At 40.6% G+C, this 17,118-nt stretch carries 11 protein-coding genes and 1 tRNA gene; 6 read left to right on the top strand and 6 right to left on the bottom strand.

Annotated features, from left to right (window positions below):
• Positions 1-61: 61 nt before the first annotated feature.
• Complete coding sequence (leuA, locus tag C9J40_RS16675) at positions 62-1,606, bottom strand: 2-isopropylmalate synthase (protein WP_005369859.1); 1,545 nt, start codon at positions 1,604-1,606, stop codon at positions 62-64.
• A gap of 508 nt (positions 1,607-2,114) precedes the next feature.
• Between leuA and C9J40_RS16670 the strand changes: the two genes are divergently transcribed.
• The 6 genes from C9J40_RS16670 (at position 2,115) to ilvN (ending at position 9,746) form a co-directional block, all read left to right on the top strand.
• Entirely contained in the window at positions 2,115-2,624 is a 510-nt protein-coding gene (locus tag C9J40_RS16670) for a phosphatase PAP2 family protein (protein ID WP_107207644.1), read from the top strand.
• A 10-nt stretch (positions 2,625-2,634) separates the two neighbouring features.
• Entirely contained in the window at positions 2,635-3,753 is a 1,119-nt protein-coding gene (locus C9J40_RS16665) for an MJ1255/VC2487 family glycosyltransferase (protein WP_107207645.1), read from the top strand.
• Between the two features lie 323 nt (positions 3,754-4,076).
• Positions 4,077-5,030 (top strand): transcriptional regulator LeuO, encoded by a 954-nt coding sequence (gene leuO, locus C9J40_RS16660; RefSeq protein WP_107207646.1) that lies wholly within the window; start codon positions 4,077-4,079, stop codon positions 5,028-5,030.
• A gap of 350 nt (positions 5,031-5,380) precedes the next feature.
• Positions 5,381-7,204, top strand: a complete 1,824-nt coding sequence (locus C9J40_RS16655; RefSeq protein ID WP_107207647.1) for a long-chain fatty acid--CoA ligase — start codon at positions 5,381-5,383, stop codon at positions 7,202-7,204.
• Between the two features lie 326 nt (positions 7,205-7,530).
• Positions 7,531-9,249 (top strand): acetolactate synthase 3 large subunit, encoded by a 1,719-nt coding sequence (locus C9J40_RS16650; protein ID WP_107207648.1) that lies wholly within the window; start codon positions 7,531-7,533, stop codon positions 9,247-9,249.
• Positions 9,249-9,746, top strand: a complete 498-nt coding sequence (gene ilvN / locus C9J40_RS16645) for an acetolactate synthase small subunit (RefSeq protein WP_107247483.1) — start codon at positions 9,249-9,251, stop codon at positions 9,744-9,746. The genes C9J40_RS16650 and ilvN overlap by 1 nt, the downstream gene beginning before the upstream one ends.
• A 320-nt stretch (positions 9,747-10,066) precedes the next feature.
• Here ilvN and C9J40_RS16640 read toward each other — a convergent pair whose 3' ends face one another.
• The 5 genes from C9J40_RS16640 to dnaG form a co-directional block, all read right to left on the bottom strand.
• A complete protein-coding gene (locus C9J40_RS16640; protein WP_107247482.1) occupies positions 10,067-10,690 on the bottom strand; it encodes an FCD domain-containing protein in 624 nt (207 codons plus the stop codon).
• A 363-nt stretch (positions 10,691-11,053) separates the two neighbouring features.
• On the bottom strand, positions 11,054-12,466 hold the full coding sequence (pykF, locus tag C9J40_RS16635; RefSeq protein ID WP_005369842.1) for a pyruvate kinase PykF: 1,413 nt from the start codon (positions 12,464-12,466) through the stop codon (positions 11,054-11,056).
• A gap of 568 nt (positions 12,467-13,034) precedes the next feature.
• Positions 13,035-13,110 (bottom strand) — tRNA-Ile (locus C9J40_RS16630).
• Between the two features lie 198 nt (positions 13,111-13,308).
• Positions 13,309-15,159, bottom strand: a complete 1,851-nt coding sequence (gene rpoD / locus C9J40_RS16625) for an RNA polymerase sigma factor RpoD (RefSeq protein ID WP_005369841.1) — start codon at positions 15,157-15,159, stop codon at positions 13,309-13,311.
• Between the two features lie 92 nt (positions 15,160-15,251).
• Positions 15,252-17,009: a DNA primase gene (dnaG, locus tag C9J40_RS16620; protein ID WP_107207650.1), complete on the bottom strand. Its 1,758-nt coding sequence runs from the start codon at positions 17,007-17,009 to the stop codon at positions 15,252-15,254.
• Positions 17,010-17,118 lie beyond the last annotated feature (109 nt).

The raw sequence follows: 17,118 nt of genomic DNA, 5'->3' as shown, positions 1-17,118 counted from the left end.
TATCTTGCTCTCCATAATTGTTTAAAAGTATAAATTCGTGAGTCGCTGTAAGCGTTATCAACTAGTGAGTTGCTGAGCGCTGCTTTATTTCTTCAATTTGATCTGCACGGTGAATGCTATTGATAACGTGCAGTAACGCTTGACCAGACGCTTCTACAATATCGGTTGCTAAGCCCGTTCCGTGGTATTTTCTGCCTTTATAATTCGCGATGATATCAGCTTGTCCTAAGCCGTCTTCGCCTTCGCCTTTTGCAGTTAAATCAAATTTATCCAGTACAATGTCATAACCTGTTAGGCGGTAAATACACTGGTATAACGCATCGACAGGACCATTACCGACCGCCGCTTCACATTTTTCTTCGTCACCACACAATAGTTTGATACTGGTGGTGGCCATCACACTACCCGACTGAACACTTAGGTAGTTCAGCTTGAAGTAGTCATCTTCATCACGAAGGTTAGAAAAATGCATCAGTGCTTCTAAGTCATAATCAAACACTTGGCCTTTTCGATCAGCCAGTTTTAAGAAATCAGCATACAGTTTATCTAGGCTATACTCTTTCTCGGTGTAGCCCAATGCATCCATGTGACTTTTAACTGCCGCACGACCAGAGCGACTGGTTAGGTTTAGTGCTTGGTTTTTAAGGCCAATCGATTCAGGCGTCATGATTTCATAGGTGTTTTTATTTTTTAGCATCCCATCTTGGTGGATACCCGATGAGTGACTAAAGGCATTAGCACCAACAATCGCTTTATTGGCTTGAATTGGCATATTACACAACTGACTAACCATTTTACTGGTACGGTGAATTTCATCGTGTTTGATATTGGTTGTAACGCCCAGTAACTCCTGACGCGTTTTGATGATCATCGCAATTTCTTCTAGTGAGCAGTTACCTGCACGCTCACCTAGACCATTAATGGTTCCTTCTACCTGACGAGCACCCGCTTGAACGGCCGCCATTGAGTTGGCAACAGACATGCCTAAATCATCGTGACAGTGAACAGAAATCACTGCCTTATCGATATTTGGAACGCGGTTAAATAGTTGAGTGATAATGCCGCCAAATTCGCTTGGCAGGGTGTAGCCCACGGTATCAGGGATGTTAATGGTGTTAGCGCCCGCATCGATAGCGGCTTCTACCATGCGGCACAGATTATCAATTGGTGTACGGCCCGCATCTTCACATGAAAACTCAACATCATCAGTATAATTACGCGCGCGCTTTACAGCTGCGACACCCATATCAATGACATCATCATAGCTACGACGTAGCTTGTCTTGTACGTGAACGGTTGAGGTTGAGATAAAGGTGTGAATGCGGAAAGCTTCTGCGACTTTCAATGACTCTGCCGCTACATCAATATCTTTTGCTACTGCTCGTGATAAAGCACAAATACGACTGTTTTTGATGTGTTTCGCGATAGTTTGTACTGACTCAAAATCGCCAGGGGATGAAACAGGAAAGCCTGCTTCAATCACATCAACGCCTAAACGCTCTAATGCGTATGCGATCTGTAGTTTTTCTTTTACGGTAAGGCTTGCCGATAACGCTTGTTCACCGTCACGTAGCGTAGTATCGAAAATAATGACCTGATCTTTCATTGCTACTTCCTTTTAATCTATTACCGTTACAGGTTAGTTCGCATTCACTTGCGCTAGTCGATATATGAAAAAACCCGCGCAAGTTGCGCGGGTTTTAAAATCTTTAGTGGCGTTTCCCACTCAAAAGCAACCCGCGCGATTTAAGTCACGATAAGGAGGAGGCTAAGGAGTAAAGAGAAACGTTTTTTCATTTTATACACACTTATATAAAGTTGATTAACAAATGAATACCAAATAGACAGGTCAAAGGTCAACCAATAATTACGTTTATTTTACAATTATGGCGGTAACTAATTGATTTTTAATTATTGCGATATGTTTTTCCATAAATAAGGGAAAAAAACAGAGATGATAGGGCAATAACATTTAATGATAAATAGTTGTCAAATTATTAACAATTTACGTAATTCTCTTTTCTTCTAGATTGTCACTGACTCTCCTTTGAAGTTTCACCTTGTTGTCACAAGTCCTTTTTATCCTAGTGATAGTTATAAAAAGGAGAACAATGATGACATTACTTACCCCTATTCAGCGTTTTGATTATGCGTTTTCAACGCTATGTCTCTGTCATCGATTTAATATTCCATTGGCTAAAATTAGCCGTATTGTTTCACGAACCGGTGATGGTCACTTATATGCCATGATTGGCTTGCTCATATGGTGGGGTGATCAACAACAGGGGGGGGCTTTCATTTTTTATGGTTTGTTGATGTTTTTGATTGAACTCCCATTGTATTGGTTGCTCAAAAACAGCTTTAAACGCAGTCGTCCGGTTAGTTTACCCTCCTTTATTAAACCCTCAGATCGCTATAGCTTGCCATCAGGTCATACTGCGGCGGCTTTTATGATGGCCGCCTTAATTTCAAGCTTTTATCCTTCGTATAGTGAAATGGTGTGGCTATGGGCAAGCTGCATTGGCTTCTCCCGTGTATTGCTGGGGGTACATTATCTTAGCGATATCATTGCTGGCGCATTATTAGGTTTTGCTTGTTTCGAATTAGCCGGTTATATCTTGTAAGGAACATACAATGAAAATACTTTATGGGATCCAAGGTACGGGTAATGGCCATATTTCTCGAGCTCGTGAAATGGCACGTGCTTTTGATGGATTAGATTGTGAGGTTGATTATTATTTTTCAGGGCGAGAAAGAGATAAGTTTTTTGATATGGCCTGCTTTGGTGATTATCAATTGGGAAAAGGGTTGACTTTCGTTACCGAACAAGGCTGTATCCAACGGTTAAAAACATGGCATCAGCTTAATTTACGGCAATTTCGACAAGAGGTGAAAACGTTAGATTTATCTCGTTATGATTTTGTGTTGAATGATTTTGAGCCCATTACGGCATGGGCTGCAAAACAGCAGAAAGTGCCCAGTCTCTCGTTAAGTCATCAAGCTGCTTTCCTGCATGATGTGCCAAAAGCGAATGAAAGCGTATTTGATCGATTACTTACACGTTATTTTGCTCCGACTCAATATCAAATTGGTCTGCATTGGCACCATTTTAACTGCCCAATATTACCGCCAATTATTCCTTGTTTTGATACACCAAGTTGTCAGCAAAAACCATTTATTTTGGTGTATTTACCCTTTGAGTCACTTTCTCAAATTACCGATTTACTCTCTCATTTCCAGCAAGTGAATTTTGTTTGTTATCACCCCGATATTGAGAGTAAATCACAATGGCAAAACGTGCAGTTGAAACCATTAAGTCGAGAGGGTTTTCATCACCATTTACATTGCTGTAAAGGTGTTGTGGCAAACGGTGGTTTTGAACTGCCTTCAGAGGCCATTTCTCTAGGGAAAAAATTATTGTTAAAACCACTCCAAGGGCAATTTGAACAAAGTAGTAATGTTGCCACGTTAGCGATGATGGGATTAGCGCATGTTACTCCATCATTAGATGTGACGACGATGCGAGTTTGGCTTGATAGCGAGAGTGTTGGGCGGGTTAAAATCCCAGATGTCGCAAGTGAAGTTAGTAAGTGGTTACTTAATAAGGAGTGGCATGATCTTGATACGCTAAAAGAAGAGTTATGGCAGCAAGTCGAGTTTCCAGAATCAGTTGCTGAAGCAATGTCTGAGCATTACCCTGAAAGCCAATATATTACGACAACACCTTCGCTTATTAAATCATTGGTGAAATGAATTAATAGAAAAAATTACTGATTATTCTTGAATTTGTTATCGCTTTTCACCTTAAAAAAAGGTCTAAAATTTTATTCATATCTTTTTTTATTTATTTTATGTTTGATTTAAGATTATGATTTTTAATGTTTATATTTCTGAATGTGGATTAATTCATACAATCTTCATAATCACTTATATTCTATTATTAGTCTCATCAATTTGTTTGGATAATACTGGTCTCATCCCAAATCAAGCGGGTTTAGATTAGAAGCAAAAATTAAGCTTCTAAGTTACTGAAGGCATAGGACGTGCCGATGAACTCATAAATTTAGAGGCATAATATGACACGTAAAACAGCGTCAGTTTTCCCAACAGAAAGTTACTCAATGGAATCAACATTACGTAGTGTTGATCTTAATTTATTAACTGTTTTTGACGCCGTAATGCAAGAGCAGAACATTACTCGCGCTGCACATAATCTAGGTATGTCACAACCTGCGGTAAGTAATGCAGTTGCGCGCCTTAAAGTAATGTTTAATGATGAGCTATTTATTCGTCATGGTCGCGGTATTCAACCCACGCAACGCGCAAAACAATTGTTTGGTCCACTTCGCCAAGCACTGCAATTAGTGAAGAATGAGTTGCCATGTTCTATCTTTAATCCAATGACATCTAGCCGTACTTTTAAGTTGGCAATTTGCAGCCCCTCAGACATACGTTTTGCACCTCAGATTTTAAAAGAAATGCACTCCCAAGCTCCTCATTTACGTCTTCAACTTGAAGCAGAATTTGAAGCCGGATTAGCACAGAAATTGCGTTATCAAGAAATTGATTTTGTGATTGATTATGTACGCTTTGATGAACAAGGTTTTTGTAGCACAGAATTATTCAGTGATGAACTTGTTGTTATCGCATCTGGAAATCACCCCCGTTTACATGACAGTATTTCTGAAGCTGAATTTAATCATGAAATGCACGCCGTATTAAAAACGAACCCTGAAATTAAAGGTTTTGCCGATCATATTTACAATCAAGCGCACAGTTACAATGAAGCTTATCAAGGTGCGAGTTTAAGCAATATCATGTATGTGGTCGGTCAATCTGAATTAATAGCGGTAGCGCCTCGTTGGTTAGCAGAATCTGTGGCTGATAACCTACACTTAAAAGTGTTAGAGCTTCCCTTTGCGAATAACAAAATTAGCGGTTACCTAAGTTGGCATGAATCTACACAAAAGGATAAAGGCAATATCTGGATGCGAGATCAGCTAATGACAATTTGTGGCGATTTAACGTAATAAACCCCATGATATAAACGTGAAGGTCAGCACAATTGCTGACCTTTTTTGGTTAAAAGCTATCGATATTATAGTGGTAAGAGTTGTCTGCTGTTTCGCAATATGAATAATGCCGCAACGTGAAATAAGGTTGATTTTTTCGTTCTTCAACCATGTTATTTATAGATTCTTACACTTTTGCTTTTTGATTAAAAAGTCGTTTGATAGCCTTTATTCACAAGGCGTAGAGTAGCGGGTAAGCGTTGGGAAATATAATTTTATGTGCATTATGGTTGGCTTTTTATAGGCTGAATTGTAGACTGCATATCTCGAATAAGCTTACAAGTGTAAGCTAAAAAAATAGAGTACTTATGGCACAACACGATTTTCATATTGTTCACCGCATTCGCAGTCAAGTTTCTCGCTTAGGTGATAAGCCTGCATTACGTCATCAAGTCGATGGTGAGTGGCAAGATATTAGTTGGAATTGTTTTGGTGAGCAAATTCAGCAACTGGCTTTAGCATTATTGTGCCAAGGCTTACAAGTACAAGATAAAGTTGGCATATTCGCAAACAATATGCCTCGTTGGACTGTTGCTGATTTTGCCGCGTTATACAATCGTTGTATTACCGTTCCTATTTATCCAACAAGTACAGCGCAGCAAGCGGCTTATATTCTTCAAGACGCAAGTGTAAAAGTACTTTTTGTTGGCGAGCAAGCTCAAATGGATGCGGCTGTTGAAATTGCAGCGCAATGTCCTCAGCTTGAACGCATTGTTGCATTGTCTGACGATGTTACGATCCCAGAACATCCATTGGCGTGTCATTATAATGAGTTTGTTAAGCAAGCAAGTGGTGAGTATCAGCTAGAACTTGATACTCGTTTAGCTGAAAAACAAATGGATGATCTGATCACACTGATTTATACCTCGGGTACAACCGGTACGCCGAAAGGGGTCATGTTAGACTATGCAAATATTGCTTCTCAGATTGAAGCACATGATCAACGTTTAGCATTAGATGAAGGTGATACGTCATTATGCTTCTTACCGTTATCGCATGTCTTTGAACGCGCATGGACGTTTTACGCACTACATCGTGGTGTTGTAAATTGCTACCTATCAGATACGAATAAATTAAAAGAAGCATTAATCACGGTGAAACCGCACTATATGTCAGCGGTTCCTCGTGTATTTGAAAAAATCTATTCAGGTATTCACGATAAAGTCTCTCGCGCACCCTTACACCGCAAAATGATATTTACCTGGGCGGTGAACATGGGCGCTAAGATGTCTGCTGCCCGTCAAGAATGTCGTGAGCCATCTTGGTTATTGAAGAAGTCTTATGCGTTAGCCGAGAAAGTGGTGCTATCTAAACTACAGGCAGTACTCGGTGGTAATATTAAATTTATGCCATGTGGTGGTGCGAAATTAGATGCGGGCATTGGACGCTTTTTTCATGCGATTGGAATTAACGTTAAGTTAGGTTACGGCATGACAGAAACCACAGCGACGGTTTCTTGTTGGGATGACAGCTGTTATAACCCTGATTCTATTGGTATGCCAATGCCTGGTGCTGAAGTTAAAATTGGCGAGCAGAATGAAATTTTAGTTCGTGGTCCAATGATTATGCGTGGCTATTACAATATGCCAGAAGAAACCGCGAAAAATTTCACTGAAGATGGCTTCTTGAAAACCGGTGATGCGGGTTATCTTGATGATCAAGGTAACTTGTTTATCACAGATCGTATTAAAGAGTTAATGAAGACGTCTGGTGGTAAATATATTGCACCGCAAGTGATTGAAGGTGCGATAGGTAAAGATCACTTTATTGAGCAGATAGCCGTGATTGCTGATACTCGTAAGTTTGTATCAGCCTTGATTGTTCCGTGTTTTGAAACGCTTGAAGAACATGCACGCGAATTAAATATCAAATACAAAGACCGTTTAGAGCTGATCAAACATAGCCAAATTGTCGAGTTGATTGAAAAGCGTGTGGTGGAGCTACAAAAAGATTTAGCACGTTTTGAACAAGTGAAAAAATTTACATTGTTACCTAAATCATTTTCGATGGACAAAGGCGAGTTAACGCCGACTCAAAAACTTCGTCGAAAAGTGATTCAAGATCGTTATCACAAAGAAATTGAACATATGTATGAGGAAAGCCATAAAAAGGCCTCTCATAAAGACAAGTAATGTTTTATTTTTAATAAATTAAGGAGCCGTTATGGCTCCTTTTTTATTTTATCCAGTAACATATTTGGCAATAAAACTATGCAGTGGTTATTAATGTTCCTAGATGTTTTTATTGACCTGTAAAAAGTCATAAAACAGCAATTTTTAAGATTTTAAAATCAAAGTCGACTTTTCCTCTAGATTCAAATGCTGCAAAAGCGTTAAAGTTGTTGCAGGTAACTGTGTGTTGTTATGGCATTGCGCAGTATACATAGCATGAATTATTCATGGCGTTTATTAGGCTAAAAATAAGCCCTAACTATGTTTCATCGACCTGGAGACAAAATATGGAGATGTTGTCCGGCGCTGATATGATCGTACGTTCTATGATCGATCAAGGCGTTAAGCATATATTCGGCTACCCTGGTGGCTCTGTTCTTGATATCTACGATGCCCTTCATGAGAAAAGCGATATTGAACATGTTCTTGTTCGTCATGAACAAGCTGCAGTTCATATGGCAGACGGCTATGCGCGTGCCACGGGTGATGTAGGTGTTGTACTGGTGACCTCTGGTCCTGGCGCAACGAATGCTATTACTGGTATTGCAACGGCTTATATGGATTCAATTCCTATGGTTGTGTTATCAGGGCAGGTAATGAGTAGCTTAATTGGTAACGATGCATTCCAAGAATGTGACATGGTTGGGATCTCACGCCCAGTCGTTAAACATAGCTTTCTTGTAACCAAACCTGAAGACATCCCTGAAATCATCAAAAAAGCCTTCTATATAGCATCTACAGGCCGTCCAGGTCCTGTTGTGGTTGATATCCCTAAAGATATGTTAAACCCTGCTGAAGCATATCCATATCAATATCCAGAATCTATTTCCTTACGTTCATATAATCCGACGACCCAAGGTCATAAAGGACAAATTAAACGTGGTGTTAAAGCGCTATTATCTGCGAAAAAGCCAGTATTGTATGTCGGTGGCGGTGCCATCATGTCATCGTGTAGCGAGCAATTGATTGAGCTTGCTGAGTCATTAAACATTCCTGTTGTAAATACCCTGATGGGGTTAGGGGCATTCCCTGGTACACATAAACAGTGTTTAGGTATGTTGGGTATGCATGGCACTTATGAAGCGAATATGGCAATGCATAACGCAGATCTTATATTTGGTATTGGGGTGCGTTTTGATGATCGTACGACCAACAACTTAGAAAAGTACTGCCCTGACGCAACGATCATGCACATAGATATTGATCCTTCATCAATATCTAAAACCGTATCAGCAGATATTCCTATCGTGGGATCGGCGGATACCGTATTAAATAGCATGCTTAAATTATTGAAAGAGCATGAAGTTAAAAATGATCAACAAGAGATCGTGCAATGGTGGCAATCAATTGAATCGTGGCGTGAACGTGAATGTTTAAGTTATGACACTGATGGCGATCGTATTAAACCACAGCAAGTCATTGAAGTGCTTCACCGCTTAACGAATGGCGAAGCTTATGTCTCTTCTGATGTTGGTCAGCATCAAATGTTTGCCGCGCTTTATTACCCGTTTGATAAGCCACGTCGTTGGATTAACTCTGGTGGTTTAGGCACGATGGGTTTTGGTTTGCCTGCTGCGATGGGAGTGAAGTTTGCTTTGCCTGATGAAGAAGTGGTGTGTGTAACTGGTGATGGCAGTATTCAGATGAATATTCAAGAGCTATCTACGGCGCTGCAATATGATATCCCAGTTAAGATTATTAACTTAAATAACCGATTCCTAGGCATGGTAAAACAGTGGCAAGATATGATCTATCAAGGTCGCCACTCTCATTCATACATGGACTCTGTGCCTGATTTTGCGGCTATCGCTGAAGCTTATGGCCATGTCGGTGTGCGAATTTCAGATCCTAATAAATTAGAAAGTGAACTAGAGAAAGCGTTAGCACTAAAAGATAAATTAGTCTTTATTGATATCAGTGTTGATGAAACAGAGCATGTTTACCCAATGCTTATCCGTGGTGGTGCAATGAATGAGATGTGGTTAAGCAAGACGGAGAGAACATAATGCGTAGAATTATTTCAGTATTACTTGAAAACCAACCGGGTGCATTATCTCGTGTGGTGGGGCTATTTTCTCAACGTGGTTACAATATCGAGTCACTTACTGTTGCGCCGACTGACGATCCAACGTTGTCTCGTTTGAACATCACGACCAATGTGAAAAATGAATCGGCTTATGAGCAAATTGAAAAACACCTTCATAAGCTGATTGATATTTTAAAAGTCAGTAACATTACTGAATCAGAGCATGTTGAGCGTGAATTAATGCTTACCAAAGTCAAAGCAAGTGGTTTTGCGCGAGCAGAAGTTAAACGTACTGCAGATATTTTCCGTGGACAGATTATTGATGTGACAAGCCAAATTTATACGATTCAATTAATCGGTACAGGTGAAAAACTTGATGCATTTCTAGCGGCAGTAGGTGAAGCGACAGAAATTATTGAAGTCGCTCGAAGTGGCGTAGTAGGCATGGCTCGAGGAGATCGTGCATTAAAGGCGTAATTGTATAGCGCACTTATTAACAAAGCCGATTGTCGTAATAAGCAATCGGCTTTTGTTTTTTTAATACATAGATATCGACTAACCTTTAGTAAGGAGCAGAAGGCAGGGAAGCGCTTATACCATATGAGGTAAGCGATGCTGCGGCAATTTTTGGTCCGATTAACCACAGCTATTCTCGTTATTTTAGGCTGTAAAGTGAGTGCAATTTACTTTTTGTTAGTTGTATTACTGTTAAACACCCACCATAAAGAGATCTTTGGCTGGTAATCAAAAAAGCTCGTTAATTGTATTAACGAGCTTTTTATTTAGTATTGAAAAGGTTAGAGGTGGTTTTTTATATCATCAACCGCTCTTTCAAAGTGGGTCTGCATGATTTTCTGTGCGAGCTCTATATCACGATCAAGGACTGCTTTCATTAAGGCTTCGTGTTCCCCTTGATCGTTGTAACGATCTTCAGCTTGTCGTGTTTTACTCACCCAAATATGACGATAACGTTTTATTTGATCATAGATATCATTATAGATATCAAGCATTACAGGAGAGTTGGTACTGGTTAAAATAGCAGTATGAAAATCACTATGTCGTTGCTCCCATTCTGATAAATCAGTGTCATCAAGTGCTGGATCTAAGCGACTGAGTTTGTGATAGGTCGTTAAGATATTGAGTTCCCAAGCTTCATCACCTTGTGTGATCGCACGTGTTAGTAGCTCTCGAGAGATAACATTATTAGCACTAAAAAGATCTTGTAGTTCTTCAATTGAAACGGGGGCGACCCAACATCCTTTTTGTGGTGCAAATTTAACGTACTTTTTCCATGATAATTGTACTAAGGCTTCTCTAATTGGAGATGCGCCTACGTTGTATCGCTCTTTAAGATCAGCAACAACGAGCTTTTGGCCTGGAGTCAGTTTACCGAGCAAGATATCTTGTCGGATGATCTCCATAACCTGATTCGTTAAAGTCGGGCTAGACACGTCAATCCTCTTCAGCTTCTTAAATTCTCGTTATTATTATTATTGAGAATTTATCGTCTTGTTATATATGAATTTATTAGCAATTTGAGACTAAAGTATACATTGGTTTGTTTATTGCTTAAACATTTTAGGTGCTATTTGATCATTTATAGAAGGGGTATCATATAAGTGATGGCTAACATAATGATGTCGCATTCCCTAAAGTAAGGGCTATCACGTATTTATTGTTAAGATTAAAAGGGGCACCTTAAGGGGGAGGATGTTTAAGGTGTTAAGAGAATAAAATAAAAAAGGAGCCACAAGAGCTCCTTTTTGTACATCTGTAGGTGCGAATTAAAGTACGTGTACAGATGCTGTGTTTGTAGTACCTGAAGCGACTAGAGCACCAGAAACCATAACAACGATGTCGCCTTTAGCACCAAGACCCGTTTCAAGCGCTAGCTCTTTACCGCGTAGGTAGAATGCATCAGTGCTTTCAATTGAATCAACAACAACAGGTGTAACACCTTTAGAAAGACATAGCTGAGCTGCTGTCTTAGTATTTGTTGTTACAGCAAGAATGCGTGCTGTTGGGAAGTACTTACGTACAGAGCGAGCTGACTTACCAGCTTCAGTAGCAACGATAATTAGCGGAGCGTTTAGTTTCTCAGCTGTATCTACTGCACCTTTACATACCGCTTCAGTGATACGTAGACGAGGGCTATCTAGACGAGAACCTAGCTCTGGCTTAACAACGTAATCAGTACGTGCACAGATTTGCGCCATGATAGTGACAGCTTCAATTGGGTATTTACCCTTAGCTGACTCACCAGAAAGCATTACTGCATCTGTACCATCCATGATTGCGTTAGCAACATCGCCCGCTTCTGCGCGAGTTGGACGTGGGTTCTTAATCATAGAATCAAGCATTTGAGTTGCAGTGATAACAACTTTACGTGCGCGGTTACACTTCTCGATCATCATCTTCTGAGCGAAGATTACTTCTTCTACTGGGATCTCAACACCTAGGTCACCACGAGCAACCATGATACCGTCAGATGCATCAAGGATAGCGTCGAAGTTATCAACACCTTCTTGGTTTTCGATCTTAGAAATGATTTGGATGTTTTCGCCACCGTTAGCGGTTAGAAGCGCACGGATTTCTTGTACGTCTTCAGCTTTACGGATGAAAGATGCAGCAACGAAATCAACACCTTGCTCACAACCGAACTTAAGGTCAGCTTTGTCTTTTTCAGCAAGCGCAGGCAGTTTTACAGAAACGCCAGGTAGGTTAACACCTTTGTTTTCGCCTAAGTCACCGTTGTTAAGTACTTTACACTTAACTTCAGTATCAGTTGTTTCTAACACTTCCATTTCGATTAGACCGTCGTCTACTAGGATAGTGTTACCTTTTGTTAGGTCTTTAGCAAAACCTGGGTAAGTTACTGCAACGCAGTTTTGGTTACCTACAACTGAAGTGTCAGTTGTAAATGTAAAATCTTGACCAGCTACTAGAGAGAAGTCTTGACCGCCTTCTAGTTTGATTGTACGGATTTCAGGGCCTTTAGTATCTAACAGGATTGCTAGCTCTTTGCCTGTATTAGCCATTACTTCGCGTAGGTTACGAATACGTTGGCCGTGCTCTTCGAAGTCACCGTGTGAGAAGTTAAGACGCATTACGTTCATACCAGCGTTAGCTAGTTTAGTAAGCATTTCTACAGATTCAGTTTTAGGTCCAATCGTACATACGATCTTGGTCTTTTTCATTGAGGGTCTCTCCAGACGAACTTTTACCCAAGGGGAAATTATCATCATAGAACCAATGTTCTCATCTGATTGCTGTGTCACTACATCCTAAATGAGAGAATAGTTACTACGATGGTTGTAATAAAAAACTCGATAAACATTACTTTATAAAAACGTTGGCGCTTTGATAAAGTGACAGTACAAATTTTTATTGTTACTTATCGTTGGTTAGATCTTGATACTTGCGTTAATTAATAATATCAAACAGTTTATTGGATATGAGTTTAACGAGCGCAACATTATAGCAGAACTCTTATGATTTGCACTTAGAGTTAAGAGTCAAAATCGTCTCATTGTTATGTGACGTAACGATGATGATTATGCTGAAAAATAAAAATAAAGTATTGTTATTTATCAAGACTTGAAGGGTTATTTAATATTGTCTTTAGGCTGTAACATATTCTGTTGTGGTGAATAATTATCAAAGTAATTGATGAAATCACAATAATGGCTTTTGTGATCTGAATCTGAAAGACTGTAGATAAAACAAAAGGCAGAGAAGGATTAACCTTTTCTGCCTTTCTATGTTTGGTGGCCCCTCCCAGACTTGAACTGGGGACCAAGCGATTATGAGTCGCCTGCTCTAACCACTGAGCTAAGGGGCCAATATGGGCAAATTATAGGGGATGGATTTGCCCTTGTCTAGCGATTAAGGCTAGGATTTTGTTTGCTTTTTCAACAGTTAGTCTTCTATTCGAAATATTTGCAGAATAAATCAAATAAGTGACTTTATTATTTGATTGTATGCATTGTTTTAGATACAAAAAAGCGAGCGCTAGGCTCGCTTTTTTTAATGCTAAAGTTTACTCGTCGAGGAAACTGCGTAGCACATCAGAACGGCTTGGGTGGCGTAACTTACGTAACGCTTTTGCTTCAATCTGACGAATACGCTCACGCGTTACATCAAACTGTTTACCCACTTCTTCTAACGTGTGGTCAGTATTCATATCAATACCGAAACGCATACGTAGTACTTTAGCTTCACGTGGTGTTAAGCCTGCAAGTACATCGTTTGTCGCTGCACGTAGATTGGTTGCTGTTGCTGCATCCATTGGTAATTGAAGCGTGGTATCTTCAATGAAGTCACCTAAATGTGAATCTTCATCATCACCAATTGGGGTTTCCATTGAGATTGGCTCTTTAGCAATCTTCAATACCTTACGGATCTTGTCTTCCGGCATTTGCATGCGTTCAGCCAATTCTTCTGGTAATGGCTCACGCCCCATCTCCTGAAGCATCTGACGAGAGATACGGTTCAGTTTGTTGATGGTTTCAATCATGTGAACAGGGATACGAATGGTACGTGCCTGATCTGCGATTGAACGTGTGATTGCCTGACGGATCCACCATGTCGCATAAGTTGAGAATTTGTAACCACGACGGTATTCAAATTTATCAACGGCTTTCATCAAACCAATGTTACCTTCTTGGATTAGATCCAAGAACTGCAGACCACGGTTGGTGTACTTCTTCGCGATAGAAATAACCAGACGTAAGTTTGCTTCAACCATCTCTTTTTTCGCACGGCGCGCTTTTGCTTCACCGATAGACATACGACGGCTGATGTCTTTAATACGCTCGATAGAAAGACCCGTTTCTTCTTCTAGCATGCGTAGTTTAAGAGAAGAACGACGAAGATCTTCTTCGTATGCTTTTAAGCGCTCAGCATAAGGTTTGCCAGAATTTAGCGCTTCATCAATCCAATCTTGGCTTGACTCGTTACCTGCAAATAAGGAAACGAAAGTTTTCTTCGGCATTTTGCTGTTATCAACACACATACGCATGATAAGACGCTCGTTGGTGCGTACTTTATCCATAGAATCACGTAGTGAGCTAACCAAACGGTCAAACTGCTTAGGGATCAGACGGAACTGCTTGAATACTTCAGATAACTCTTCAACTGCAACTTCAGTCGTCGCATTTTGACGACCGTTTGTTTCAATTGCTAACGCCATTTTATCGTAGGCTTGGCGTAGCTCTAAGAATTTTTCACGAGCAAGCTCTGGATCGATGCTGCCGTCATCTTCTTCTTCATCGCTATCTTCAGCGTCTTCGTCATCTTCAAGATCTTTATCTTCGTCTTCAAGATCACTTTCGCTTAGCTCTGAACCAATGTGCGTTGCAGTTGGTGCAGCTGTTGCTTCTTCGTTAGGATCAACAAAGCCTGAAATAATATCAGTTAGGCGAAGCTCATCAGCTTCAACTTTATCGAATTGCTCAAGTAAGTGAGCAATTGCAGACGGGTATTCAGCGACAGAGCATTGAACTTGGTTAATACCATCTTCAATGCGTTTTGCGATATCAATTTCGCCTTCACGAGTAAGTAGTTCAACCGTACCCATCTCACGCATGTACATACGTACAGGGTCTGTCGTGCGGCCGATCTCGCTTTCTACGCTTGATAATGCTTGCGCCGCTGCTTCAATGGCGTCTTCGTCGGCATTATCTTCAGTCATCATGAGTTCATCGGCATCAGGGGCAGTTTCAACTACCTTAATACCCATGTCATTAATCATTTGAATAATGTCTTCTACCTGATCAGAATCAACAATATCTTCTGGTAGGTGGTCATTTACTTCGGCGTAGGTCAGATAGCCTTGTTCCTTGCCTTTCGCAACAAGTAACTTTAGCTGTGACTGCGGATTTTGCTCCATAGACGGTATCCAACTTCGGGTCTGAGTGATAATTTAGTATGCAGAGTTGCAAACCGTTAATTATAACAAATTTCTTAATTGTTGACTACTTATTAAACAGGACGATTCAGTAATAGTAACTGTAATTCCTGCTTTTCTTCGACTGATAAGCCGACAGTTCTCGATTTAGTCTGCAACTGTTCAATTTGTTGTTTGACGCACTGATCAATAATTTTGTCCATTGCGTCTAAAAATACATCTAAGCTGTTGTCTTCATCTTTCGACAACGGTAATACCCACGCAGCAAGACGAGCCATTGTGGCTTCATTCTTGGTACCGCGCCAGTGTTCTAAAAGCTGTCCAGTGCTAATATTGGGATTACTTCGGCATTTATCAACTATCGATAGCAATAAATTTAAGCCTGATAATTCAATATTTTCAAATGCACCCATGTCAAACTCAAGGTGAGTGACAAAATGAGGGTGCTGAATCAATAATGCGATCACTTCTCGCATTGGTGTTCGCTTGATTTGTACTTGGCCCACAGGTTTTGATGTTTTGCCATGCATTGATATTAGTTGCTGAAGCTGGGCTTCGTCAGGCAGCCCTAAATTTTTGCCAAGCAGTTCACGTAAGTATAGCCTGAGCGTGCCACCAGGGACCTTATCGATCAGGGGAACGGCGAGGGTGCTAAGTTTCGCTTTCCCTTCGCGGCTGGTGGTATCGACTTGTCGCATTAAACTGTTGAAGAGAAACTCTGATAATGGCATCGCTTCATCAACACGTTGTTCAAAGGCGTCTTTGCCTTCAGCACGAATACATGAATCAGGATCTTCGCCGTCAGGCAAGAACATAAATTTAAGTTGGCGACCATCTGTTAAATACGGCAGCGCTTGCTCCATTGCTCGCCATGCAGCGTCTCGTCCTGCTCTGTCGCCATCATAACAACACACAACCGTGCTAGTTTGACGAAACAGACTTTGAATATGATCGCCTGTGGTTGATGTACCGAGTGACGCTACGGCGTAATCAACACCAAATTGCGCTAACGCGACGACATCCATATAGCCTTCAACCACCATGATTTTATTTGGTTCACGGTGAGTTTGTAACACTTCATATAAGCCGTATAACTCACGACCTTTATGGAAAATATCGGTTTCTGGTGAATTGAGGTATTTTGGGGTGCCATCGCCTAACACACGACCGCCAAAACCAATGACTCGTCCACGTCGATCATGGATCGGAAACATCACTCGGCCACGGAAGCGATCATAACGACGACCATTATCGTTTTCGATCAGCATACCTGTGTTGACAAGTGCTTTTTGCGATTCATTATCTCTGCCAAAACGACTACGTACCATGTCCCATTGATCAGGAATAAACCCAATCGAGAATTTCTTTACGATTTCACCGGATAAGCCACGACCTTTGAGGTAATCGATAGCAATTTCACCTTCTTTGGTACGAAGTTGAGATTGGTAAAACTGTGAAACTTGGCCCATCAATTCATAATAATTACGTTTGTCAGCGGCTTTTGGACCACGTTGGGTGTTATTGCCATCGTTTTCACGTGGCACTTCCAAACCTAGCTGTGAAGCTAATTCTTCAATCGCATCAACAAAATCAAGGCGATCAAATTCCATGACAAAATCAAGGACATTACCGTGCACACCACAACCGAAACAGTGGTAAAACTGCTTTTCTTGGCTGACAGAAAAAGAGGGTGTTTTTTCATTATGGAAAGGACAACAAGCACCAAAGTTTTTGCCTTGTTTTTTGAGTTTTACCCGCGCATCAATGACATCGACAATGTCATGTCGAGAAATAAGATCATCAATGAATGAACGTGGTATTTTTCCTGCCATAAGAAAGCAAATAACCTGATAGTGAAATGAAAGAAGATTGTTTTTGGAGTGTGTGGAGTTCTCGCTCAATCAGATACGAACAAGCCGTGCATCCCAAAAGGATAGCACG

Origin of the sequence: Photobacterium sp. GB-72 (assembly GCF_003026095.1) — a bacterium.
In the GTDB taxonomy this organism is placed as follows: domain Bacteria; phylum Pseudomonadota; class Gammaproteobacteria; order Enterobacterales; family Vibrionaceae; genus Photobacterium.
Note: the sequence above shows the minus strand (reverse complement) of the source record. Positions and strands in the feature narration are given on the sequence as shown.

Coding starts and splice junctions, on each gene's coding strand:
- leuA (WP_005369859.1), bottom strand. CDS start 1,606: ATGAAAGATCAGGTCATTATTTTCGATACTACGCTACGTGACGGTGAA.
- C9J40_RS16670 (WP_107207644.1), top strand. CDS start 2,115: ATGACATTACTTACCCCTATTCAGCGTTTTGATTATGCGTTTTCAACG.
- C9J40_RS16665 (WP_107207645.1), top strand. CDS start 2,635: ATGAAAATACTTTATGGGATCCAAGGTACGGGTAATGGCCATATTTCT.
- leuO (WP_107207646.1), top strand. CDS start 4,077: ATGACACGTAAAACAGCGTCAGTTTTCCCAACAGAAAGTTACTCAATG.
- C9J40_RS16655 (WP_107207647.1), top strand. CDS start 5,381: ATGGCACAACACGATTTTCATATTGTTCACCGCATTCGCAGTCAAGTT.
- C9J40_RS16650 (WP_107207648.1), top strand. CDS start 7,531: ATGGAGATGTTGTCCGGCGCTGATATGATCGTACGTTCTATGATCGAT.
- ilvN (WP_107247483.1), top strand. CDS start 9,249: ATGCGTAGAATTATTTCAGTATTACTTGAAAACCAACCGGGTGCATTA.
- C9J40_RS16640 (WP_107247482.1), bottom strand. CDS start 10,690: ATGGAGATCATCCGACAAGATATCTTGCTCGGTAAACTGACTCCAGGC.
- pykF (WP_005369842.1), bottom strand. CDS start 12,466: ATGAAAAAGACCAAGATCGTATGTACGATTGGACCTAAAACTGAATCT.
- rpoD (WP_005369841.1), bottom strand. CDS start 15,159: ATGGAGCAAAATCCGCAGTCACAGCTAAAGTTACTTGTTGCGAAAGGC.
- dnaG (WP_107207650.1), bottom strand. CDS start 17,009: ATGGCAGGAAAAATACCACGTTCATTCATTGATGATCTTATTTCTCGA.